Origin of the sequence: Mesorhizobium sp. WSM3866 (assembly GCF_002294795.1) — a bacterium.
Taxonomy (GTDB): Bacteria; Pseudomonadota; Alphaproteobacteria; order Rhizobiales; family Rhizobiaceae; genus Mesorhizobium.
On record NZ_NSGC01000004.1, the window covers coordinates 210,764 to 233,915 of the forward strand.

General features: G+C 64.2%; 19 protein-coding genes. 15 read left to right on the forward strand and 4 right to left on the reverse strand.

Annotation, left to right across the window (positions count from 1 at the left end):
* Window positions 1-20 precede the first annotated feature (20 nt).
* Complete coding sequence (locus CK222_RS11590) at window positions 21-1,562, reverse strand: sigma-54 dependent transcriptional regulator (protein WP_095800469.1); 1,542 nt, start codon at window positions 1,560-1,562, stop codon at window positions 21-23.
* A gap of 144 nt (window positions 1,563-1,706) precedes the next feature.
* Between CK222_RS11590 and CK222_RS11595 the strand changes: the two genes are divergently transcribed.
* From CK222_RS11595 to CK222_RS11650, 12 genes are all read left to right on the forward strand, one after another.
* Window positions 1,707-3,545 carry a M3 family oligoendopeptidase gene (locus tag CK222_RS11595; protein ID WP_176477620.1) on the forward strand — a complete coding sequence of 613 codons (1,839 nt, stop codon included), beginning with the start codon at window positions 1,707-1,709 and terminating at the stop codon, window positions 3,543-3,545.
* 327 nt (window positions 3,546-3,872) lie between these two features.
* On the forward strand, window positions 3,873-4,562 hold the full coding sequence (locus tag CK222_RS11600) for a proton-conducting membrane transporter (RefSeq protein ID WP_095800470.1): 690 nt from the start codon (window positions 3,873-3,875) through the stop codon (window positions 4,560-4,562).
* Window positions 4,563-4,714: 152 nt separating this feature from the next.
* The gene (locus tag CK222_RS11605; protein ID WP_095800471.1) at window positions 4,715-5,860 is read left to right on the forward strand and encodes an aminodeoxychorismate synthase component I; all 1,146 of its coding nucleotides are present in this window, start codon (window positions 4,715-4,717) and stop codon (window positions 5,858-5,860) included.
* A complete protein-coding gene (locus CK222_RS11610) occupies window positions 5,809-6,471 on the forward strand; it encodes an aminotransferase class IV family protein (RefSeq protein ID WP_095800645.1) in 663 nt (220 codons plus the stop codon). The genes CK222_RS11605 and CK222_RS11610 overlap by 52 nt, the downstream gene beginning before the upstream one ends.
* Window positions 6,472-6,490: 19 nt before the next feature.
* Window positions 6,491-6,778 (forward strand): YciI family protein, encoded by a 288-nt coding sequence (locus CK222_RS11615; RefSeq protein WP_067002501.1) that lies wholly within the window; start codon window positions 6,491-6,493, stop codon window positions 6,776-6,778.
* On the forward strand, window positions 6,775-7,695 hold the full coding sequence (locus tag CK222_RS11620) for a DUF3445 domain-containing protein (RefSeq protein WP_095800472.1): 921 nt from the start codon (window positions 6,775-6,777) through the stop codon (window positions 7,693-7,695). Before CK222_RS11615 ends, CK222_RS11620 begins: the two co-directional genes overlap by 4 nt.
* Before the next feature lie 125 nt (window positions 7,696-7,820).
* Window positions 7,821-9,266, forward strand: coding sequence for a homospermidine synthase (locus CK222_RS11625; protein ID WP_095800473.1), 1,446 nt, complete (start codon window positions 7,821-7,823; stop codon window positions 9,264-9,266).
* Between the two features lie 186 nt (window positions 9,267-9,452).
* On the forward strand, window positions 9,453-9,824 hold the full coding sequence (locus CK222_RS11630; protein ID WP_067325938.1) for a hypothetical protein: 372 nt from the start codon (window positions 9,453-9,455) through the stop codon (window positions 9,822-9,824).
* Between the two features lie 190 nt (window positions 9,825-10,014).
* A complete protein-coding gene (locus tag CK222_RS11635; RefSeq protein ID WP_095800474.1) occupies window positions 10,015-12,093 on the forward strand; it encodes a 5'-nucleotidase C-terminal domain-containing protein in 2,079 nt (692 codons plus the stop codon).
* A 147-nt stretch (window positions 12,094-12,240) separates the two neighbouring features.
* Window positions 12,241-13,305, forward strand: coding sequence for a ferrochelatase (hemH, locus tag CK222_RS11640; protein WP_095800475.1), 1,065 nt, complete (start codon window positions 12,241-12,243; stop codon window positions 13,303-13,305).
* Between the two features lie 133 nt (window positions 13,306-13,438).
* Complete coding sequence (locus CK222_RS11645) at window positions 13,439-14,389, forward strand: SPFH domain-containing protein (protein ID WP_067002512.1); 951 nt, start codon at window positions 13,439-13,441, stop codon at window positions 14,387-14,389.
* A gap of 28 nt (window positions 14,390-14,417) precedes the next feature.
* Complete coding sequence (locus CK222_RS11650; protein WP_067325928.1) at window positions 14,418-14,882, forward strand: NfeD family protein; 465 nt, start codon at window positions 14,418-14,420, stop codon at window positions 14,880-14,882.
* A 67-nt stretch (window positions 14,883-14,949) separates the two neighbouring features.
* Here CK222_RS11650 and CK222_RS11655 read toward each other — a convergent pair whose 3' ends face one another.
* Window positions 14,950-15,951 (reverse strand): KpsF/GutQ family sugar-phosphate isomerase, encoded by a 1,002-nt coding sequence (locus tag CK222_RS11655; RefSeq protein WP_095800646.1) that lies wholly within the window; start codon window positions 15,949-15,951, stop codon window positions 14,950-14,952.
* Window positions 15,952-16,112: 161 nt separating this feature from the next.
* Between CK222_RS11655 and CK222_RS11660 the strand changes: the two genes are divergently transcribed.
* Window positions 16,113-17,903 (forward strand): outer membrane beta-barrel protein, encoded by a 1,791-nt coding sequence (locus tag CK222_RS11660; protein ID WP_095800647.1) that lies wholly within the window; start codon window positions 16,113-16,115, stop codon window positions 17,901-17,903.
* Window positions 17,904-17,972: 69 nt separating this feature from the next.
* Here the strand turns inward: CK222_RS11660 and galU are convergent, their stop codons facing one another.
* Complete coding sequence (galU, locus tag CK222_RS11665; protein ID WP_095777124.1) at window positions 17,973-18,878, reverse strand: UTP--glucose-1-phosphate uridylyltransferase GalU; 906 nt, start codon at window positions 18,876-18,878, stop codon at window positions 17,973-17,975.
* A gap of 224 nt (window positions 18,879-19,102) precedes the next feature.
* On the opposite strand from galU, the gene CK222_RS11670 reads away from it, so the two are divergent.
* Together CK222_RS11670 and CK222_RS11675 are read left to right on the forward strand one after the other, a co-directional pair.
* Complete coding sequence (locus tag CK222_RS11670; RefSeq protein WP_095800476.1) at window positions 19,103-20,323, forward strand: lytic murein transglycosylase; 1,221 nt, start codon at window positions 19,103-19,105, stop codon at window positions 20,321-20,323.
* A 115-nt stretch (window positions 20,324-20,438) separates the two neighbouring features.
* The gene (locus CK222_RS11675) at window positions 20,439-21,653 is read left to right on the forward strand and encodes a DUF459 domain-containing protein (RefSeq protein WP_095800477.1); all 1,215 of its coding nucleotides are present in this window, start codon (window positions 20,439-20,441) and stop codon (window positions 21,651-21,653) included.
* Window positions 21,654-21,691: 38 nt separating this feature from the next.
* Here the strand turns inward: CK222_RS11675 and CK222_RS11680 are convergent, their stop codons facing one another.
* Entirely contained in the window at window positions 21,692-23,146 is a 1,455-nt protein-coding gene (locus tag CK222_RS11680) for a glutamate synthase subunit beta (protein ID WP_095800478.1), read from the reverse strand.
* Window positions 23,147-23,152 lie beyond the last annotated feature (6 nt).

Below are 23,152 nucleotides of genomic sequence, written 5' to 3' on the forward strand. Positions count from 1 at the left end.
GGCTGGGCTGGGCTTGCGTCTCAAGAGGCAAGTCGATCAAGCCGACCCGCTTCGGGGTCAATGCCATATTCCTTCAACTTGCGGTAGAGCGTAGAGCGCCCGATGCCGAGGCGGCGCGCCACCTCGCTCATCTGGCCGTTATAGTGGTCGATCGCAAGCTTGATCATCTCGAACTCGACATCGGCCAGCGCCCGCACATTGCCGCGCTCGTCCAAGGCCCTCAGCGTGCCGAATCGCGGCTGCAGCCGCGCCCGCGCCTCGGCCTCGTGCGAACCTGCCGCCGCTCCATTGGAGACGGCCTGATCGCCCGGCTGCGGCTCGTCCGCGACCGGTGCCACGGCAGTCGCAGGCTCGGCATCGAGCTTCACCGTGCCTTCGACCTGCGCGCGGATTTGCGGGAATTCCTCTTCGGTCAGCAACTCGCCTTCGGCGAGCACCGACGCCCTGAACACCGCATTTTCGAGCTGGCGGATGTTGCCCGGCCAATCGTAGGCCTGCAGCATCGCCAGCGCTTTGGCCGATATGCCGGTGAGACGATGACGTGGATCGGCCTGCGCCACCTTCTCCATGAAATGCCTGACCAGATGGGGGATGTCCTCGCGCCGGTCGCGCAGCGGCGGCACGAAGATCGGATAGACGTTCAGGCGATAAAATAGGTCCTCGCGGAATTTGCCGTCCTTGACCTGCTGCAAAAGATTCCGATGCGTCGCCGAGATCAGCCGGATGTCGACCTTGACGGTCGAACGGCCGCCGACCGGGTCGACCTCGCCCTCCTGCACGGCGCGCAGCAGCTTGACCTGGACGTCGAGCGGCAGGTCGCCGATCTCGTCCAGGAACAGCGTGCCCGAATGCGCCTCGACGAATTTGCCGGTGTGCTTGTCCGTGGCGCCGGTGAAGGAACCCTTCTCATGGCCGAACAGGATCGATTCCACCAGATTGTCGGGGATGGCGCCGCAATTGACGGTGACGAAGGGTTTCGAGCGGCGGTCGCCGCTGCCCTGGATGGCGCGCGCCACCAACTCCTTGCCCACGCCCGATTCGCCCTCGATCAGGATCGGAATGTTGGAGGCCGCCGCCTTCTGGCCGAGCCGGATCACCCGGTCCATCGCCGGGCTGCGGGTGATCAGATCCTTGAAGGTGAGATGGCCGCCGCGACGCCGCGACGTGCGCTTCACCTCGTCCTCCACCGCTTCGACCTTCAAAGCATTGGAAATCGAGGTCTGCAGCCGGTCGGGCGAGGCCGGCTTGACGACGAAATCGAAAGCGCCGTGGCGCATGGCCGAGACAACGGTTTCGATGCCGCCCTGCGCGGTCTGCACGATGACCGGGAGATTGATGGCGCGCTCGCGCATCGCCTTCAGCACGCCGATGCCGTCGAGACCGGGCATGACCAGGTCGAGGATGACGACCGACACATCGCGCGCGTTCGGTCCGTCCAGCATATCGAGGCCCGCCTCGCCGCCGTCGGTGACGATGGCGCTGTGGCCGAATTTCGTCACCGCCGCCTCGAGCAGCCTGCGCTGCACGGGATCGTCATCGACTATGAGTACGGAACCTGTCATGACTCTTTGAATTGTCCGCCCGATAAATCCCCATGGATCATCTTGGCACAGGGTTCTAAATAAGGTTTCAAAAAACCCGGTGAACGAATTCCTTAGGATTTGACCGGCTTCTCCTTTCCCGTTGATTCGAAGAAGGTATTGTCGATGCGCATGATGTTTGGTCAGCGGCTTGCGGCGACGGCGTCTGGCCAGGCCGCGGCGGAGCTCGGCGATCTGCCGGAGTGGAATCTCGCCGATCTCTATTCCGGTATGGAAGCGCCGGAGCTGAAGCGTGACATCGCCCGGGCGGCAAGCGACGCCATCGCCTTCGAGGTCCGCTGGAAGGGCACGTTGGCCGCCGAAGCCGAGCGTGGCGCCGCCGGCCGGCTCGGCGAGGTGCTGAAGGCCTACGAGGCGCTGGAGGAACTGATCGGCCGCATCGTCTCCTATGCCGGGCTTGTCTATGCCGGCAACACCGCCGATCCGCAGCGCGCCAAGCTCTATGGCGACATCCAGGAGAAGATGACGGATGCCAGCGCGCATCTTTTGTTCTTCGCGCTGGAGCTCAACCTGATCGACGACGCGGTGATCGAAGCAGCACTCGCGGCCGACCCGGCATTCGCCCACTACCGTCCCTGGGTGCTCGACCTCAGGAAGGACAAGCCGTACCAGCTCGAGGATCGGGTCGAGCAGTTGTTCCACGAGAAGTCGGTCACCGGACGCGGCGCCTGGAACCGCCTGTTCGACGAGACGATGACCGACCTGCGTTTCGACGTCGACGGCGAGGAGTTGACGCTGGAGCCGGCGTTGAACCGACTGCAGGACGCGGATGGCGAAGTGCGCCGCCGCGCCTCCGAGGCACTCGCCGCGACTTTCCGCAAGAACCTGCGCACCTTCACGCTCATCACCAACACGCTGGCTAAGGACAAGGAAATTTCCGACCGCTGGCGCGGCTTCGAGGACATCGCCGATTCACGCCATCTCGCCAACCGCGTCGAACGCGGCGTGGTCGATGCTTTGGCCGCGGCCGTGCGCGAAGCCTATCCGCGCCTGTCGCACCGCTACTATCAGATGAAGGCGCGCTGGCTCGGCATGGACGTCATGAACCACTGGGACCGCAACGCGCCGCTGCCCGAGACCCCGCAGTCGGTGATCCGGTGGGACGACGCCAGGGACACGGTGCTGTCAGCCTATCAGCGTTTCTCGCCGAAGATGGCGGAAATCGCGCGGACATTCTTCGATCGCAAATGGATCGATGCGCCGGTCAGGCCGGGCAAATCGCCCGGCGCCTTCGCCCACCCGACCGTGCCATCGGCGCATCCCTACGTGCTCCTCAACTACATGGGCAAGCCGCGCGATGTGATGACGCTGGCGCATGAGCTGGGTCACGGCGTTCACCAGGTGCTGGCCGCCGACCAGGGCGCGCTGATGGCGTCCACCCCGCTGACGCTGGCCGAGACGGCCTCCGTCTTCGGAGAGATGCTGACCTTCCGCTCGCTGCTCGACCAGACCTCCGACAAGCGCGAGCGCAAGGCCATGCTCGCCCAGAAGGTCGAGGACATGATCAATACTGTCGTGCGCCAGATCGCCTTCTACGAGTTCGAGCGCAAGGTGCATGCCGAGCGCCGCAACGGCGAGCTGACCTCGGACAGGCTGGGCCAGTTCTGGCTTGAGGTGCAGGCTGAAAGCCTGGGGCCGGCGATCAAGTTGCGCGATGGCTACGAGGTCTTCTGGACTTATATCCCGCACTTCATCCACTCGTCCTTCTACGTCTACGCCTATGCCTTCGGCGACTGCCTGGTCAACTCGCTCTACGCCGTCTACCAGAACGCCGAGCGCGGCTTTCAGGAGAAGTATTTCGAGATGCTGCGCGCCGGCGGCACCAAGCATCATTCGGAACTGCTGGCGCCCTTCGGCCTCGACGCCACGGATCCGGCCTTCTGGCAGATCGGCCTGGGTGTGATCGGCGCGCTGATCGACGAGCTGGAGGCGCTCGACAAATGACGGGTGCTCGCCTGGCGGCATAGACCGGGAACAGTTTGGCCGGAACGCATACTTGTGCTGTTCTTGAATAACTCTGCCCGCACTTTTCAATTAGCTTTGCGCAGGCCGTGTGCTAGCGTAGACCCCAAGCTCAACCGGACGCGACAGCAAGGCCGGAGGCGGCCCTAGCGTTGCTTCAGCGAGAGCGATAGCGGCCGTCGGGCCGCAGCCGGAGGAGGGCCAGCCGCCAGCGATTGGAGGGGCTGTTCCGCCCAGCGCGGAACGATTGACGATCCCTGCGGCAAGGCCGCCGTTTGCGGCCGCGGCCCGATCGGACTGGAGAGGGAAATGAGCACTTTCTTCTATATGCTTCTGGCGTTCGTTGTCGGTGTCCTGGTTGGCTGGTTCATCTGGGGCCGCCTGCGTGGCGAGCTCGACAGCCTGCGCGGCGAACTCGGTCGCGCCAAGAGCGAACGCGACCGGTTTAGCGCCGATACCTACCGCCTGAGCGGCGAGCTCGACGCATGCGGCCGCAGCCGCGCCGATCTCGAACGCAAGCTGCGCGAAGCGCCGACCTCTTCCGCCAAGGCGGGAACCGACAAAGCCTCCGCGCCTGCGCCGGCGGCGCTGATGTCGACCCCGACCCCAGCCAGATCCTCATCTGCAAGACCGTCAGCGGCAAAATCGGCAGCGGCCAAGCCGGCAGCGGCAAAGACGGCCGCCGCGGCGCCAAAGAAGGCGCCGGCTCCGAAGAAAGCCGCCGCCCCGAAGGCGACCACCGGCAAGGCGGACAATCTGCGCCGCCTGATCGGCATCGGCCCGGTCAATGAAAAGCTGCTCAAGGCGCAGGGCGTCACGTCCTATGCCCAGATCGCCGCTTGGACCGATGCCGACGTCAAGCGCGTCGAGGAGGTGCTCAATTTCGACGGCCGCATCGCGCGCGAGAAATGGATCGAGCAGGCGAAACTGCTGGCCGCGGGCGACGAGGCCGAATTCGCTAGCCGGTTCCCCACGGCGACGACCTCGAACAACAACTGATCTCGCTGTGCCTTCCCAGCGCAGGCGGCGTCCATTGGGCGCCGTTTTGCTTTGGACCAGATGCCTTTACGCCCTCCGACGCCGTTCTCTCGATTGCGCCTCGCCGCGCCCCCATATAGAGCGATCGACTTAATCGACCCCATCCAAGGCTTATGTCCCTGCCCTCAGCAATATTCCGCAATGACGAGACCGGCCACCAGCTCGTCTTTGACGGGCCGCATGAGGTCATCACGGCGCGAACCGCGGACGAATTCACGCCGGCGCTGGAAGCGGCACAGGCCGCCTCCGACGCGGGCAAATGGCTGGCAGGCTATTTCTCCTATGAGGCAGGCTACCTGCTGGAGCCGAAACTGGTGCCGTTGCTGCCAGAGGGCCGCCGCGCGCCGCTGATCTGTCTCGGTGTCTTCGATGCGCCGCTCGAACAGGCTGTGCCGCGGAATGAAGGCCCCGCCAGCAACGGACCGATCTTCGACGCCCGCGCATCCTGGTCCGCCGAGGACTACGCCGTCCGCTTCGCGCGCCTCCACCACCATATTCGCCAGGGCGACTGTTATCAGGGCAATCTGACCTTTCCGGTCCATGCGCAATGGTCGGGCGATCCGCTTGCCGCCTTCGAGGCGCTGACCGGGCGCCAGCCAGTGAAATACGGCGCGCTGATCTCGTTCGGCGATCCGATCGTGCTGTCGCGCTCGCCGGAACTCTTCTTCGAGATCGACGCCGACGGTATGATCGAGACGCACCCGATGAAGGGCACGGCGCCGCGCGGCGCCACCAAGGCCGAGGACGCGCGGCTGAAGGCGTTCCTGCGCAACGACGAGAAGAACCAGGCCGAGAACCGGATGATCGTCGATCTCCTGCGCAACGACATCTCGCTGATCAGCGAGGTCGGCACGCTGGAAGTGCCGGAGTTGTTCCGCATCGAGACCTACCCGACGGTGCACCAGATGGTGAGCCGGGTGCGGGCGAAGCTCCTGCCGGATATCGGTATTCGCCAAGTCTTCGCAGCGCTCTTTCCCTGCGGCTCGATCACCGGCGCGCCGAAGATCCGCGCCATGGAGATACTGCACGATCTGGAGGGCGTGCCGCGCGACGTCTATTGCGGCGCCATCGGCTGGGTCGCGCCCGGCGGCACGATGCGGTTCTCGGTGGCGATCCGCACCATCTCGCTCTTTGCCGACGGCGAGGCTGTCTACAATGTCGGCGGCGGCGTCGTCTTCGATTCCACCGCCGAGGAGGAGTACCGGGAGTGTCTTCTGAAAGCGCGCTTCGCGACGGGAACCGTCCCGACTTCGAGCTGATCGAGACCATGCGTTGGGAGCCGGGATCCGGCTTCCTGCGCTTCGAGCGCCACCTTGCGCGGCTTTATGCCTCGGCCGCGGAGCTCGGCTTTGCCTGCGATCCGCATCGGATCGGCGAAGTGCTGACGAGCGCGGTCGGGGGACAGCAGGGCATCCTGCGTACCCGCCTCGCCCTGCAGCGCAATGGCGAGGCGACCGCATCCGTGCAGCCCTATGAGCCGCTCGTCGCCGACAAGGTCTGGCGGCTGCAAATGGCCCGGGTCAGGCTTGATTCCGCCGACATGCTGCTGCGCCACAAGACCAGCCGGCGACATCTGTACACGCGTGCCCGCGCCGAATATCTCGTCACCCAGGCCGACGAGGTGCTGCTGGCCAATGAGCGCGGAGAAATCTGCGAAGGAACCATCACCAATGTGTTCGCCGATTTCGGCGACGGCGTGTTGGCCACGCCCCGGCTTGATTGCGGCCTGCTGCCTGGAGTATTGCGCGGCGAGCTTCTGGACGAAGGCCGCGCCGCGGAAGCGATCTACACCTTCGACGATCTGAAGTCGGCGCAGGCGATCTTCGTCGGCAATTCGCTACGTGGGGTGATCCCGGCGAGGCTGGCATGACGCCAAGCAGGAGAATGCAATGTTCATCGTTTCGCTGAACTACAAGGTGCCGCTGACCGAGATCGATCGGCTGGCGCCGGCGCATGTCGAATGGCTGAAGGCCTGCTACGCGGAAGGCATTTTTGTTGCGTCTGGACCGAAACGGCCAAGGACCGGCGGCATCATCGTCGCGCGCGGTTCCCGCGACGTGCTTGACGCCAGACTGGCGGCCGACCCTTTCTCCGAGGCAGGCGCGGCCGACTACGAAATCACCGAATTCGCGGCGCGGTTGACCGCCACCGAACTGGACGCCTTCAAGGAAGCATGAGTGTTCGCCAGCCGACCCATACGCCCTATGACGGATCGTCAAGGCTTTTCACCATCGGGCTGAAACCGCTCGATCTCGATCGATGGATCGAGCTCGACGAGTTTCTTTTGCCGCATCTCGCCGAGAAGCGCCGTCTCTACGCGGAAATCCCAAGCCGGGTTTTTGTCGAGGAGGAGGGCACGCGTGAGGCGCAGCAGGAGGTGCTGGATCTGCTTGGAGCGCACCTGCTGGCGAAACATCCCGAAACCTACCGCCGCAAGGGTGCCGGGATCGAGGTAGCCGGCCCCGAAGGCAGCAATGTCGGCCCCGACGCCCCGCTGGTCGCAGCCTCGCTGCTAATCCAGGAAGACCTGATCCTGATGCGCCGCGGCGATGATGGCTGGCGGCTCGCCGCCGGCTCGCTCTGCTTTCCGTCGTCCTGGTCGCTCCAGGAGAAATTCGGCAAGCCGCTGCAACAGATCCACGCGCCCGTGCCCGGCTTCGGCCCCGGTACGCGGCCTGCCGACCTCATCAACCGCATGTTCGACGGCCTGCAGGGCCAAGCGGTCGAGCGCTTCAACTGGTCGATCCAGGCGGGCGACGCGCTCTATCATCCGCTTTCCAACGGGGAGCGCATCGACCGTGCCGCGAACCGTCCGACGCGTTTTGCGGACGGCGACATCAACGCCCATGCCTTCATTCGCGTCGAGCGTCAGACCTTGCGCAAGCTGCCGGTGTCGCGCGACATCCTTTTCACCATTCGCATCCATCTCGACCCGCTGGCGGTGCTTGCCCGCCACCCCGACAAGGTCGCGCTTGCGGCCTCCTTCGCCGACCAGCTCAATGCTCTCGATCAGGCGCAGCTCGACTACAAGGGTTTGAGCGCGGACCGCGACCGGCTGGTTTCGTACCTCGCCGGCATGGCCATGGTGGCTTAACCAAACCGCCAGGCCGGTTTGGCCGTCGGTTGGCGGTTTTTGCTGGTTTGTGACAATGATCTATGATGTAGGGCTACCGGCGAAAAATGCCGGACTTTCCCGTGTTTGAAGGAGTGTGCGAAAAAATGGCGAACGAGAACTGGCCCGTTTACGGTGAAATCACCGGCCCTGTCGTGATGATCGGCTTCGGCTCGATCGGACGGGGAACGCTGCCGCTGATCGAACGCCATTTCAAGTTCGACAAGTCGCGCATGGTGGTCATCGACCCGCGCGACAGCGACCGCATGCTGCTCGACGAGCGCGGCATCGCCTTCGTTCAGGACGCGGTGACCAGGAAGAACTACAAGAAGCTTCTGATCCCGCTTCTCACCAATGGCAGCGGTCAGGGCATGTGCGTCAACCTGTCGGTCGACACCTCCTCGCTCGAGTTGATGAAGCTCTGCCGCAAGCTCGGCGTGCTCTATATCGATACGGTGGTCGAGCCGTGGCTCGGCTTCTATTTCGACGACAAGGCCGACAATGCCTCGCGCACCAATTACGCGCTGCGCGAGAGCGTGCGCCAGGAGAAGGAGAAGGCTCCCGGCGGCACTACGGCGATCTCCTGCTGCGGCGCCAATCCTGGCATGGTCTCCTGGTTCGTCAAGCAGGCACTGGTCAACCTCGCCAACGATCTCGGGCTCGAGTTTGTGGTCCCGCCGGAGCACGACCGCGAGGGCTGGGCGAAGCTGATGAAGAAGGCCGGAGTCAAGGGCATCCACATCGCCGAGCGCGATACCCAGCGCACCAAGAAGCCGAAGCCGATGGATGTATTCTGGAACACCTGGTCGGTCGAGGGCTTCATCTCGGAAGGCCTGCAGCCGGCCGAGCTCGGCTGGGGCACGCATGAGACCTGGATGCCGAAGAACGGCAAGAAGCACAAGCATGGCTCGCAGGCGGCGATCTATCTGGAGCAGCCGGGCGCCAACACGCGCGTGCGCTCCTGGTGCCCGACGCCCGGCCCGCAATACGGCTTCCTGGTCACCCACAACGAGGCGATCTCGATCGCCGATTTCTTCACCGTGCGCGGCAAGAAGGGCAAGGTTCAGTATCGCCCGACCTGCCATTATGCCTATCACCCCTGCAACGATGCCGTGCTGTCGCTGCACGAGATGTTCGGCGCCGCCGGCAAGGCGCAACCGGTGCATCACGTGCTCGACGAGAACGAGCTGGTCGACGGCGTCGACGAGCTCGGCGTGCTGCTCCACGGCCATGCCAAGAACGCCTATTGGTACGGCTCGCAGCTGTCGCTGGCCGAGGCGCGCAAGCTGGCGCCTTATCAGAACGCCACCGGCCTGCAGGTCACCTCGGCGGTGCTGGCCGGCATGGTCTGGGCGTTGGAAAATCCGATGGCCGGCATCGTCGAGGCCGACGAGATGGACTACCGGCGCTGCCTGGAAGTGCAGCTTCCCTATCTCGGGCCGGTCAGGGGCTACTACACCGACTGGACGCCGCTTGATAATCGCCCGGGGCTTTTCCCCGAGGATCTGGACAAGGACGATCCGTGGCAGTTCCGCAACATCCTGGTGCGATAGCAGCCAAGCCTACCCGCGTCTCCACCTTGCAATCGCCCGGAAATCGGGCGATTGAAGACGGGCGGCCTAGAGAAACGGGCGTTCCTTCGGACGCACAAAGTACTCTAGCACTTTGAATGCACGCATCGTGCTTTTCCGAAGATCGGAGATCGGTTTTCGGGCCGACGCGAGAGGAGAGGATTCTAAATGACCATTGCGCGCAAATTGCTTTCGGCAGGCTCCGCGGCAAGCCTTCTGGCCGCGGCCGCCTGCACCACCACCGGCCCTTCGGAGCCGATCGCAGCGGCGCCCAAGGGCGTCGAGGGCAACTGGATCGACGCCAAGGGCACCGGCCTCTCGACTTTCGCGGCCGGCAGCTTCACCACCGTCGCGACCGATACCGGCCAGAAGCTGTCCGAGGGCAGCTACACCATGACCGGCGCGACCTCGGTCGAGATCCACGGCACCTCGCTGATCCGCCAGACGCCGGTTAGCTTCAACTGCCTGATGGTCTCTACCAGCCAGCTCAACTGCACCAGCTCCAGTGGTCAGAATTTCGTGCTGACGCGCCGGGCCTGAGCGCAGGCAGAGATCGACTTTGTTGAGGATGGCGGCGCGAGCCGCCGTCCTTTTTTGTGCCGGCAAACCTCCTCCCGATTTCCGCTTGCATCGGCCAAAACGCGATGTGAACATGACCCGAAGCTGACTGTTACCTTCCAGCCAAGCGAGGGCTTTAAGCACTTCAAGTCAGCTCATCCGGGAGACGAGAATGAAGAAATTTGCCGCCATTGCCGCCCTTTCCGCATCAGCACTTGGCCTCTCGGCCGGAGCGTCTTTTGCCGACTACACGCTGAACATCCTGCATTTCAACGATTGGCATAGCCGCATCGAAGGCAACAACAAATACGAGTCGACATGTTCCGCGGAGGAGGAGACCAAAGGCGAGTGCATTGGCGGCGCCGGCCGGCTGGTCACTGCGATCGCGCAGGAGCGCAAGAAGCTCGAAGGTCAGAACGTGCTGCTGCTCAATGCAGGCGACAGCTTCCAGGGATCGCTGTTCTACATCACCTACAAGGGAGCAGCGGAGGAGGAATTCCTCAATCAGCTCAAGCCCGACGCGGTGACGCTGGGCAATCATGAGTTCGACGACGGCGAAAGCGCGCTTGTGCCTTATCTCGACAAGGCGAAGTTCCCGGTGGTCAGCGCCAACGTCGTGCCCAACGACAAGTCCGGCGCCCACGGCAAGATCAAGCCGTCCATCGTGGTCGAGGTCGGCGGCCAGAAGATCGGCATCGTCGGCGCCGTCACCAACGACACGCCGGAACTGGCCTCGCCCGGCCCCAACATTGCCATCGCGGACGACGTCAAGTCGATCACCGCCGAGGTCGAGAAACTGAAGGCGCAGGGCATCAACAAGATCATCGCCGTCACCCATATCGGCTACAACCGCGAGCGCGACGTCATCGCGAAAATCCCCGGCGTCGACGTGGTGGTCGGCGGCCACAGCCACACGCTTTTGTCGAACACCGATCCGAAGGCGGCAGGCCCCTACCCGACGATGGTCGACAACCCCGACGGCTACAAGGTGCCGGTGGTGCAGGCGGCGTCCTATTCGAAATATCTCGGTGAATTCAAGGTCGTGTTCGACGACAACGGCGTCGTCAAGTCGGCCAGCGGCGACCCGATCTTTCTCGACAAGTCGATCACGCCCGATCCGGCGGTGCTCGCCCGCATCAAGGAGCTTGGCGCGCCCATCGAGGCGCTGAAGAACAAGGAAGTGGCGGAGACCACCAAGCCGATCGATGGCAGTCGTGAAAGCTGCCGCACCCGCGAATGCGAAATGGGCAATCTCGTCTCCGACGCCGTCCTCGATCGGGTCAAGGGCCAGGGCGTCGAGATCGTAATCTCGAATGGCGGCGGACTGCGGGCCTCGATCGACCAGGGCACCGTGACCATGGGCGAAGTGCTGACGGTGCTGCCTTTCCAGAACACGCTGGCGACCTTCAAGATCTCCGGCAAGGATCTGGTCGCCGGTCTCGAAAGCGGCGTCAGCCAGGTCGAGGACGGCGCCGGCCGCTTCCCGCAGGTGGCCGGCTTGAAATATGCCTTCGACAAGTCGGTCGCGCCCAATGCCGGTCGCGTCAAAGCGGTCGAGGTGATGGAGAACGGCGCCTGGGTGCCGATCAACCCGGACAAGCAGTATCTCGTCGCCACCAACAACTACGTCCGCCAGGGCGGCGACGGCTACAAGGTCTTCGCCGAAAAGGCCACGGATGCCTATGACTACGGCCCGGGCCTGGAGCAGGTGGTGGCCGACTATCTCGGCGCGCACCGCCCCTACACGCCGAAGCTCGACGGCCGCATCACCGAGATCGGCGCCACGACAGCGGCCGCAGAGCCGGCAAAACCTGCCACGACGCCGCCTGCCGCCCAACCCGCGAAGCCGGCCGAGACGGCGCCGGCGGCCACCGAGCCTGCCATGCCGGCTTTGCCGTCCAATTCCGGCGACATCGCCGGGACGCCGCCGGCCGTTCCGACCGAGACGGCACCGGCAACGTCGGAGACAGCAAAACCTGCCGAGACTGCGCCGGCGACCGCCGCCCCTGCGACCGAATCCGCCAAGCCGGCCGAAACAGCGCCCGCCGAGGCCAAGCCGGCCGCGACCGGTCCGGAGGCCAGCCCAGAGACCAGCCATGTGGTTGCCGCCGGCGACACCTATTGGGATCTGGCCAAGAAAAACTATGGCGACGGCAGCAAATGGAAGCTGATCTCCGAGGCCAACAAGGACTACAGGCCGCGCCGTCTGCCGCTCGGAGCAACGCTGACAATTCCGCCGGCCGCAAAGTAACCTTTCGCCGGAAATTCATGGCACCCGTCCGGAAGACCGGACGGGTGTTCCGGTTTCAGACGCAAACGCGGTAAGGTGCGTCCAGACGCAGCATTCCAAAACCGGCATGGCATCGCTAGTTTTCGCGCCGACAACCGGAGACCGTCGATGACGCTTGCCAATCCTGCCGATGCGAAAGCCGCCAAGACCGCCGGTCCGGCGCCGGCGGGTGCCGCGCCGGTGAAAGCGGGCAAGATCGGCATCATGCTGATCAATCTCGGCACGCCCGACGGCACCGATTTCAAGCCGATGTGGCGCTATCTCAGAGAATTCCTCTCCGATCCGCGCGTCATCGAGCTCAACAAGGCGATCTGGTATCCGATCCTCTATGGGCTGGTTCTCACAACGCGACCGAAAAAGTCCGGCGCCAACTACGCCAGGATCTGGAACCGGGAGAAGAACGAGTCGCCGTTGCGCACCTTCACCCGCTCGCAGGCGGAGAAGCTCGCGGTTGCGCTTGCTGATCTGCCAACCGTCGTGGTCGACTGGGCCATGCGCTACGGCAATCCCTCGACCGGCAGCGTCCTCCGACGGCTGGTCGAGCAGGGCTGCGAGCGCATCCTCACTTTTCCGCTCTATCCGCAATATTCGGCGACGACCACGGCGACCGCGAACGACCAGCTGTTCCGGGCGCTGATGAAGATCAGGCGAGCGCCGGCGATCCGCAGCGTGCCGCCCTATTATGACGAGCCGGTCTATATCGACGCCCTCGCCCGTTCGATCGAGCAAAACCTGGCGACGCTCGATGTCGCGCCGGAGGTGGTGATCACCTCCTACCACGGCATCCCAAAACCCTATTCCGACAAGGGTGACCCTTACCAGGCGCATTGCCTCGAGACGACGCGGCTGCTCAGGGCAAGGCTCGGCTGGGACGAGAAGAAGCTCATCACCACCTTCCAGTCGCGCTTCGGCGCCCAGGAATGGCTGCAGCCCTACACCGACGTCACTGTCGAGAAGCTGGCGAAGGACGGCGTCCAATCGATCGCGGTCGTCAATCCGGGTTTTTCCGTCGACTGTATCGAGACGCTGGACGAGATCGGCCACGAGGCCGCCGAGACATTCCACCATGCCGGCGGCAAGAACTTCGCCCACATCCCCTGCCTCAACGACAGCGCCGAGGGCATGGCGGTGATCGAGGCGCTGGTGCGGCGGGAACTGTCAGGCTGGGTCTGACGTCCAATAATAGGCGTCGAAACCGGTTCGCAACAGCCTTCGCTAACCAATATTCGCGATCACCTGATTGTAACGCTTCGGAAACACACTTAAGTGATTCCGCGAGGTCGCCGCCTTTTGAGGGAGAAACGAAATGGGGTTTAGCGGTTTCGATATCGCCATCATTGTTCTTGTATTCCTCGTCATCATCCTTCTTTTCAAAGGCATCAGAACGGTGCCGCAGGGCTACAACTACACGGTGGAGCGTTTCGGCCGCTACACCAAGACGCTGACGCCCGGCCTGAACATCATCAACCCGATCTTCGAGCGCGTAGGCGCCAAGATGAACATGATGGAGCAGGTGCTCGATGTCCCGACGCAGGAGATCATCACCCGCGACAATGCAATCGTCGGCGTCGACGGCGTCGCCTTCTACCAGGTGCTGAATGCCCCGCAGGCCGCCTATCAGGTCTCCGGGCTGCAGAACGCCATCCTCAACCTCACCATGACCAACATCCGTACCGTCATGGGCTCGATGGATCTCGACGAATTGCTGTCCAACCGCGATGCGATCAACGAACGGCTGCTGCGCGTCGTCGATGAGGCCGCGCACCCGTGGGGCATCAAGATCACCCGCGTCGAGATCAAGGACATCAACCCGCCGGCCAATCTGGTGGATTCGATGAGCCGCCAGATGATCGCCGAGCGCGACAAGCGCGCCCAGATCCTGGCCGCCGAAGGCATGAAGCAGTCGCAGATCCTCGAGGCCGAAGGCCGCAGGGAAGCCGCTTTCCGCGATGCCGAGGCGCGCGAGCGTTCCGCCGAGGCGGAGGCCAAGGCGACCCAGGTGGTGTCGGAAGCCATCGCCAAGGGCGACGTGCAGGCGATCAACTACTTCATCGCGCAGAAATACACCGAGGCGCTGGCCAGGATCGGCTCGTCCAGCAACAACAAGATCGTGCTCATGCCGTTCGAAGCCTCATCGCTGATCGGTTCGCTCGGCGGCATCGGCGAGATCGCCCGCGAAGTGTTCAAGGCCGACGGCCCTTCCGGCCCGCAACGTCAGGGGGCGCGCACGCCGCTCGTGCGACCGTCGGACAATTGAGTCACGCCATCTGGGTGGGAGAACGTCAATGATCGATCGCATCGTCTCGGAACTCGGGCCGTGGAACTGGATGGTCCTCGGCTTCGTGCTGCTGGTGATGGAAATCGTGGCGCCCGGCGTGTTCATGCTGTGGATCGGCATCGCCGCGCTGATCATCGGCGCGGTATCGCTGCTGATTTGGGACGCTGCCTTCTGGACCTGGCAGCTCCAGGTGCTCGCCTTCCTCGTGCTCTCTCTGGTCTCAGCCTTCGTCGGCAAGAAGCTGGTGGGCGATCGTGCCGTCAATGCGGACCAGCCGCTGCTCAACCGCCGCGGCGCTCAGATGGTCGGCCGCACGGCGACATTGGCCGAGCCCATCAAGAATGGCCGCGGCCGCATCCGCCTCGGCGACACGCTGTGGCGTGTCTCCGGCCCGGACCTGCCCGTCGGCACCCAGGTGCGTGTGACCGGCGCCGCCGACACCGATCTGGAGCTGACGGTGGAGGCCGTCTGACGTTTGCGGGTTTCCTATTCTGAAGCCGTTTGGGAATCAGGCCTGCATGTCCTGAGTCTCGCCCATCTCAGGCGGCGCCGATGCGCAGCAGATCGTGCAGATGCACCAGCCCCACGGGGCGATCGGCCTCGACCACCATCAGGCTGGTGATGGCCGACGTATTGATCGTCTGCAGCGCCGTCGCCACCAGCGTGTCGGGGGCAGCCGTCTTCGGCTTCTTTGTCATCACCTCATCGACGTTCATCGACAGAAGATCATCGGCAATGTGGCGGCGGATGTCGCCATCGGTGATGATGCCGATCAGCGCACCGTCGGCGCCGGTGATCGCCACGCAGCCAAAACCCTTGCGCGACAACTCAACGATCGCTTCGCGCATTCCCGTGCCCGACGGTACCAGCGGCAGCCGCTCGCCGACATGCATGATCTCGCGCAGTTGCATCAGATTGGCGCCGAGCTGACCGCCGGGATGGAAGGTGCGGAAATGGTCCGGCGTGAAGCCGCGCGCCTCGAGCAGCGCGATCGCCAGCGCATCGCCCATGACCAGCTGCAGCAGCGCCGATGTCGTCGGCGCCAGCCCGTGCGGACAGGCCTCCGGCGAGGCCGGCAGCAACAGCACGACGTCGGCGGCGCGCGCCAGCGCCGAATTCTCGCCCGAGGTGATGGCGACCAGTGGGATCGAAAAGCGTCTGGAATAGGCGACGATGCCCATCAGTTCCTTGCTCTCGCCCGACCAAGACATGGCGATGATGGCGTCGTCCCCGGCGATCATGCCGAGATCGCCGTGATTGGCCTCGGCCGGATGGACGAAGAAGGCAGGCGTGCCGGTCGAGGCGAGCGTCGCTGCAATCTTTGAGCCGATATGCCCGCTCTTGCCGACGCCGGTGACGATGACTCGGCCCTCGATCCGCGCGATGGCATCCACTGCGGCAGCGAACGGTTCGGACAAGCCGTTGCCGAGAGCGGCTGCAAGCGCGGCCATGCCGGCCTGCTCCGTCGCCACCGTTCTCAGCGCCGATTCGATCGCTGCCTGCCTGTCCGGCTGCTTTCTTTCTGAGGACCCCGCGTGCATGGCAGATGCCATTAGCGCCATGTCGCCCGCCTGTCCAACGGAATTCCCGTCTCGCGTGCGTCGCGGACAAGGGCCCTTGGCCTGTTTCAACCCTCCGTTAACCATCCGCATTTACGGTCCGGTAAGTATGGCGCGCCTGCGCCGCGCAAGCAGTGGTGATGATGTCCGGGGGCGAGCCAGATACGAAAAAGGGCCGGAAGTGCATTGCCGTTGCAGCGCTTTTGCTGACGGCAAGCATTGGCGCCTTGATGCGCACCGTGCCGGCATTTTCGCAGGAAACCGAGTTGCGCGGCGAGGTCTCCGAATCGGCAATCCTGGCCGACCAGCAACGCAAGGCGAGACAATTGCGCGCGCAGGGATCGCTGGATCAAGCGGTTCCGGCGACCCAAATGGCTGAGGACCAGACGAGCGCCAACCCTTATGAACCAGCAAGCCCAGGCGCGGTGCCCGACGACGACCAGACCGGGGGCGCGGCGGGCAGCATATTCGACCAGCCGCAAGCCACCGACGACCCCTTCGCCGACAATCAGACAGTGGCCGCGCCACGCCGGCCTTCGACTGCCAGGCAGGGCTCGGCGGGTGCCAACGCGAAAAGCGATGCCAAGGCGGCCGACAAGAAAAACGCCAAGAAGAAGCCTGGCCAGACGGCCGACAGCACGGCCAAGGCCGCCACCGGCGATCCGGCCGAAACGGCGGCCACCGAGGATGACGGCGCGAACCGCCGCGCCGTCACTATCGACAGCGTCGACCGGCAGAAGCTCGATCCCGGCGCGGAGCGCACAGGATCGATCGAGGGCCAGAAAGTGAAGCTGGAGGACGATGCCTTCGCCGCCCCCGGCATCAAGGTCGGGACCTTTGTCTTCCGTCCGACACTCGAGCAAGGCCTCACCGCGACTTCCAATGCCGATGCCAGCGCCGGCGGCAGGTCGGCTGTGCTGTCCGAAACCGCGCTGCGTTTCTCCGCCACCTCCGACTGGCGCGAGAATTCGGCCGTCGTCGACGGCTACGGCCTTTTTCGCAACACGCTTTCGGGCCAGAAGATCAACGATGCGCAGGGCCGGATCGAAGGCCAGCTCACTGTCGACCTCGACAATGAACTGCGCGCCATCGCCAAGCTCGGGTATGAAGCGGTGCCGGAATCGGCGTCCTCGCCGGATGCGATTGCCGGCGTCACCTCACAGCCGCTGCGGCAGACGGTCGACGGCAGCCTCGGCATCGAGAAGGATGTCGGCAAGATGCGCTACGCGCTGACCGGCGCGGTCTCGCATGACTTCTACGGCGACGCCAAGCTCTCGGACGGCACCGTCTTGTCGCTGAAGGATCGCGACTCGACACTCTACTCTGCGACCTTGCGTACCGGCTATCAGGTCTCACCGGCCATGACGCCATTCGTTGAAGTGGAAGCCGGCCGGCGGATCTACGATCTGCGCCTCGACAGCAACGGTTTCGAGCGCTCCTCGACGCGGCTCAGCGCGCGCGCCGGCGTCGAGCTCGACATGCGCGAGAAGCTCTCCGGCGAGTTCTCCGTCGGATGGCTGCGCGAAGGCATCGACGACGACCGTCTGCCGGCGATTGCGGGGCCCTACGTCAACGCCGACCTCAGATGGTCGCCCGAGCGCGGCACCATCATCGGGCTGACCGGAAGAACCACGGTCGAGACCACGACCATCGCTAACGAGAGCGGCGACCTCCTCTATTCGGGCCGGCTCACCGGCGAGCGGCAGGTCCGCGCCAACCTGACGGCGAATACAGCGCTGGGGCTCGATTGGCGCGACTACATCGGCTCCGATGGCCACGATCTGGTCCTGAGCGCCGAGGCCGGCCTGACCTGGTGGCTGAACCGCTATGCCGGCCTCACCACAAGAATCAGGACGGAGAAGCTCACCAGCAACCTTCCCGGTCGCGACTATGTCGCCAACAGCGTCTATCTCGGTCTGAAGGTGCAGCGCTGACACTTCGTGATCCTCGCGCCAGCGATGCGGACGCGGAGATCCGAAGGATCCGCTCCGCTTAGCCAGCACCTAGGAAGCGGCGCCGATCCGCTCCGCCGGCCGCACCTCATCCAGCAGCGTGCGGATGACCCCGGCCATGCTCGCATTCATGTCGCTGCGCCAGAGCGCGAAGGCGACATTGGCCTCGACGAAGCCTTCCGGCGAGCCGCAGTCGAAGGTGCGCCCCTTATAGTGATAGCCGTAGAAGGCCTGCTGCTTCTCCAGCTTCAGCATCGCATCCGTCAGCTGGATCTCGTTGCCGGCGCCGCGCTCCTGGCTTTCGAGGATGCCGAAAATCTCCGGTTGCAGGATGTAGCGCCCGTTGATGAAGAGATTGGAGGGCGCCGTGCCAGCCTTCGGCTTCTCCACCATGCCGGTGATGCGAAAACCGTGATGGGTGTCCTCGCCACGGCCGACGATGCCGTATTTATGGGCCTCGGCCGGGTCGCATTCCTGTACGGCGATGATGTTGTTCCCGGTCTCGGCATAGAGTTCGACCATATCCTTCATGCAGCTTTTTTCCGACTGCATGATCATGTCGGGCAAAAGCAGCGCGAACGGTTCGTCACCGACCAGCTCACGCGCGCACCAGACGGCATGGCCAAGCCCCATCGGCACCTGCTGGCGGGTGAAGCTGGTCTGGCCCGGCGCTGGCTGCAGCCGCTGCAGGCGGGCGAGCTGGTCGTCCTTGCCGCGCTGGGCGAGCGTATCATAGAGCTCGAACTGGACGTCGAAGTGATCCTCGATGACCGCCTTGTTGCGCCCGGTCACGAAAATGAAATGCTCGATGCCGGCGTCGCGCGCCTCGTCGACCACATATTGAATGACCGGCCGGTCGACGACCGTTAGCATCTCCTTCGGGATGGCCTTGGTGGCCGGAAGAAACCGTGTGCCGAGACCGGCGACCGGGAAAACTGCCTTGCGAACTCGCTTCATGCTCCACCCATCCGTTTAAGCCCATTATCCGCGCGGCCATCCGCTCCGCAATCCCCCCGAACATTTTCGCGCCGGAATGTTGAATTATCCGAGCGGATGGCTTGAAAATCGAAAGTTAAAGCACCGACCTCTCTTTTCGTTCCTAATGGCACCTATGGTAAACTAAATACTAACCGGCTTCGGCGTTGAATGATCCTTCCTAATTTTGATGAAGGAGGAAAAGGATGTCCGTTCGCAACAGCGCAAGGCGCCTGGCGGCATTTTTGACGGCCGCGGGCCTCACGCTTGCCTTGCTGATGCCCGCCGGACCCGCTTTCGCCGATGCGGGTTTCCGCCAGTGGGTCGCGGGCTTTCGTGCCACCGCGGTTTCGGGCGGCGTTTCCGGCGCAGTCTACGACAGGGCCATGAGGGGCATCGAGCCCGACCCGGTCGTGCTGGAAAAGGCCCGCACCCAGCCGGAATTCACCGCCCCCGCCTGGGATTATTTCGACAACCGCGTGCATGACCAGTCGGTGACCAACGGTCAGGCAATGGCGCGCAAATGGAAGCCGTGGCTGGATCGGATCGAGGCGCGGTTCGGCGTCGATCGCCATATCCTTCTCGCCATCTGGTCGATGGAATCGAACTATGGCGAGATCCTCAAGCGCGACGACATCATGCGCAATGTCATCCGTTCGCTGGCGACCCTTGCCTATGGCGACCCGAAGCGGTCGAAATATGCCCGAACCCAGCTGATCGCGGCGCTGAAGATCCTGCAGACCGGCGACATCGACGAAAGCCATCTCATGGGTTCCTGGGCGGGCGCAATGGGTCAGACGCAGTTCATCCCGACCAGCTATCAGCACTACGCGGTGGACATGGACGGCAATGGCCGGCGCGACATCTGGAATTCGATACCCGACGCGTTGGCGACTGCCGCCAACCTGCTCAGGAAGAACGGCTGGCAGGCCGGCAAGACCTGGGGCTATGAAGTGACCTTGCCGCCGGGCAAGCTGCCCGCCGGATCGAAGACGCTGGCGCAGTGGCAGGCTCTCGGGGTCGCCAGGGCCAACGGCAAGCCATTCAGGAACCTGAGCGACAAGGCGACGCTCAAGGTGCCGGACGGCAGGGGCGGACCGGCCTTCCTGATGATCAGGAATTTCTCGGTCATCAAGGCTTACAACAATGCCGACAAATATGCTTTGGCCGTCGGCCTGCTCGCCGACGAAATCGCCGGTGGCACCGGGCTTGTGCAGGACTGGCAGCGGCCTTTCACCAAGCTCAGCTTTGAGCAACGGCAGGAACTGCAGAAGCGGCTTTCCGAGCACGGTTATTATGACGGCAAGTTCGACGGCAAGATCGGCGAGGGGTCGAAAGCCGCCATCATGGCCTACCAGGCGAAGGTAGGCTTGAGCCAGGATGGCTATCCGAGCCTGGAAGTGCTGAAATGGCTCCGGAAGCAATAGAGCCGCCCATGGCGTCAAGCATCCTTTCAAAAGCGGAAAGGATGCTGTAGCGCTGCGGCCTGCGCATGACTTGCCGGCTTTTTACGTTGTCATGCGCCAAGGATGGAGACTTTCATTGGTTACGGTCGCGCGTGTCTGGCTGATCGTTCGCCGCCTGCCGATTCTCGTCCTGGCCATCGCCGTGCTTGCCGTCGCCGGCTCGAGCGCCTTTCATACCCCGGCTTTCGCGCAGGAAGACGGAAACCGCGGCTGGTCGCTGCGCGATCTTCTTTTCCCGCGCCGCAGCGAGCGCATTGAACCCCCTGCCAATGTCCAGCCGGTGAGGCCGAAGCCGAAGGCCAGAAAACCCAAGCCGCGCCCGCCGGCCGAGCCGGAGGCGCCGGTCGTCGAAAAGGCGCCGGATGCGCGCGTCGTGCTGGTAGTCGGCGATTTCCTGGCGGGCGGGCTCGCCGAGGGCCTGGAGGTCGCCTTTGCCGACAATCCGGCGGTCAGGATCGTTTCGCGCAGCAACGGCTCGTCGGGCTTCGTGCGTGACGATTTCTACAATTGGCCGGTCGAGATCAAGTCTCTGATCGAGACGGAGAAGCCGTCCGTGGTGGTGGTCATGCTTGGCTCCAACGACCGCCAGCAGATGCGCGTCGGCGACGTCCGCGAGCAGCCACGCTCCGAGAACTGGACCAAGGAATACGAGCACCGCACCGATGCGCTGGGCAAGGCCATTCAGGATGCAAAGGTGCCGTTCCTGTGGGTCGGCATGCCGGCGTTCGGGGCGGCAAAAATGACCTCGGATATGCTCGCCTTCAACGACATCTATCATTCAGCCGCACAGACCCATGGCGGCGAGTTCGTCGATGTCTGGGACGGCTTCGTCGACGAGAACGGCGCCTTCGTCACCTCCGGTCCGGACATCAACGGCCAGCCGGTGCGCCTGCGCTCCGACGACGGCATCAACGTGACCAAGGCCGGCAAGCGCAAGCTTGCCTTCTACACCGAAAAGCCGCTGGCCAAGATCCTCGGGCTGGCGGCACCCGGAAGCGTCACCACGGTTTCCGCGCCGGCGGGCGCTCCGGTCGAGGCGTCGAAGCCTGCCGCAGCCCCTGTCATCGTCGACCGCACCGCGCCGATGCTGCTCAGCGACCCCGCGCTCGACGGCGGGACCGAGCTGTTGGGTGCCGCACCGCCAGCCAAGGCCGATCCGAATCTTCCAGGCGAAAAGCTGACCGTCGAGGGCAAGGCGCCCGTCGCCTCGCCCGGCCGAGCCGACGATTTTTCCTGGCCGCCGAAGACGCCAACCGCTTCATCGGAGACCTCGACAGCGGTGCGTCGGTAGGGCCGCAACGGAAGAGCCCATCGTGGCTGCAGGTAGCCTCAGCGGGGGAGTACGCTAGACCCCATCAGCGCCTCGTCGATCGCCCGCGCTGCCTGGCGGCCTTCGCGGATCGCCCACACCACCAGCGACTGGCCGCGACGGACGTCGCCCGCGGCATAGAGCCTGTCTATGCTGGTTCTGTAGTCGCGGTCGTCGGCCTCGACGTTCCGCGAGCGGCGGCTGTCGGTGACCATTTTTATCTCGCCGTCCAGCTCCTTCATGACCCCATCATTCGCCGGACCGGCAAAGCCGATGGCGATGAAGGCGAGATCGGCGCGGATGACGAACTCGGTGCCGGCGATCGGCTTGCGCTTCTCATCGACCTCGCAGCAGCGGACGCCGGTCAGCTGTCCGTCCTCGCCGATGAATTCGAGGGTCGCCACCTGGAATTCGCGCTCCGCGCCCTCGGCCTGCGAGGAAGACGTGCGCATCTTCGTCGCCCAGTAAGGCCAAACGGCGAGCTTGTCTTCCTTCTCCGGCGGCTGCGGACGGATGTCGAGCTGCGTCACGCGCACCGCGCCTTGCCGGAAGGCGGTGCCGATGCAGTCGGACGCGGTGTCGCCGCCGCCGACGACGACGACATGCTGGCCGCCGGCGATGATCGGATGTGACGGCCAGGCCACCGATTGGATCGGCTCGCCGCCGACGCGGCGGTTCTGCTGCACGAGATACGGCATGGCATCATAGACACCGCTGAGATCGTCGCCCGGAATGTTGGCCGGGCGCGGCGTTTCCGAGCCGCCGCAATAGAGCACGGCGTCGTGCTCGGCGAGGAGCTCGGCAACCGGCTTGTCGACGCCGACATTGACGCCGCAATGGAAACTCACGCCCTCGCCCTGCATCTGCTCGATGCGGCGATCGATGTAATGCTTCTCGATCTTGAAGTCGGGAATGCCGTAGCGCATCAGCCCGCCCGGCCGGCTCTCGCGCTCATAGACATGCACATCGTGGCCGGCGCGGCCGAGCTGCTGGGCGGCGGCCATGCCGGCCGGCCCGGAGCCGATGACGGCAACCCGCTTGCCGGTCTTCGTTTCCGGCGGGTAGGGCCGGATGTGGCCGGTCTCATAGGCCTTGTCGGCGATCGCCTGCTCGACCGTCTTGATGGCGACCGGAATGTCCTCGAGGTTCAGCGTGCAGGCTTCCTCGCAGGGCGCCGGGCAGATGCGGCCGGTGAACTCCGGGAAATTGTTGGTCGAATGCAGGTTGCGGATGGCGCTGTCCCAGTCGCCATTGTAGACGAGGTCGTTCCAGTCCGGGATCTGGTTGTGGATCGGGCAGCCGGTCGGTCCATGGCAGAACGGGATGCCGCAATCCATGCAGCGCGCGGCCTGTTTCTCGACCTCCTTGTCCGACATCGGCAGCGTGAATTCGCGGAAATGCCGGATGCGATCCGAGGCAGGCTGGTACTTCTGCACCTGCCGGTCGATTTCGAGAAACCCTGTTACCTTGCCCATAGTCCA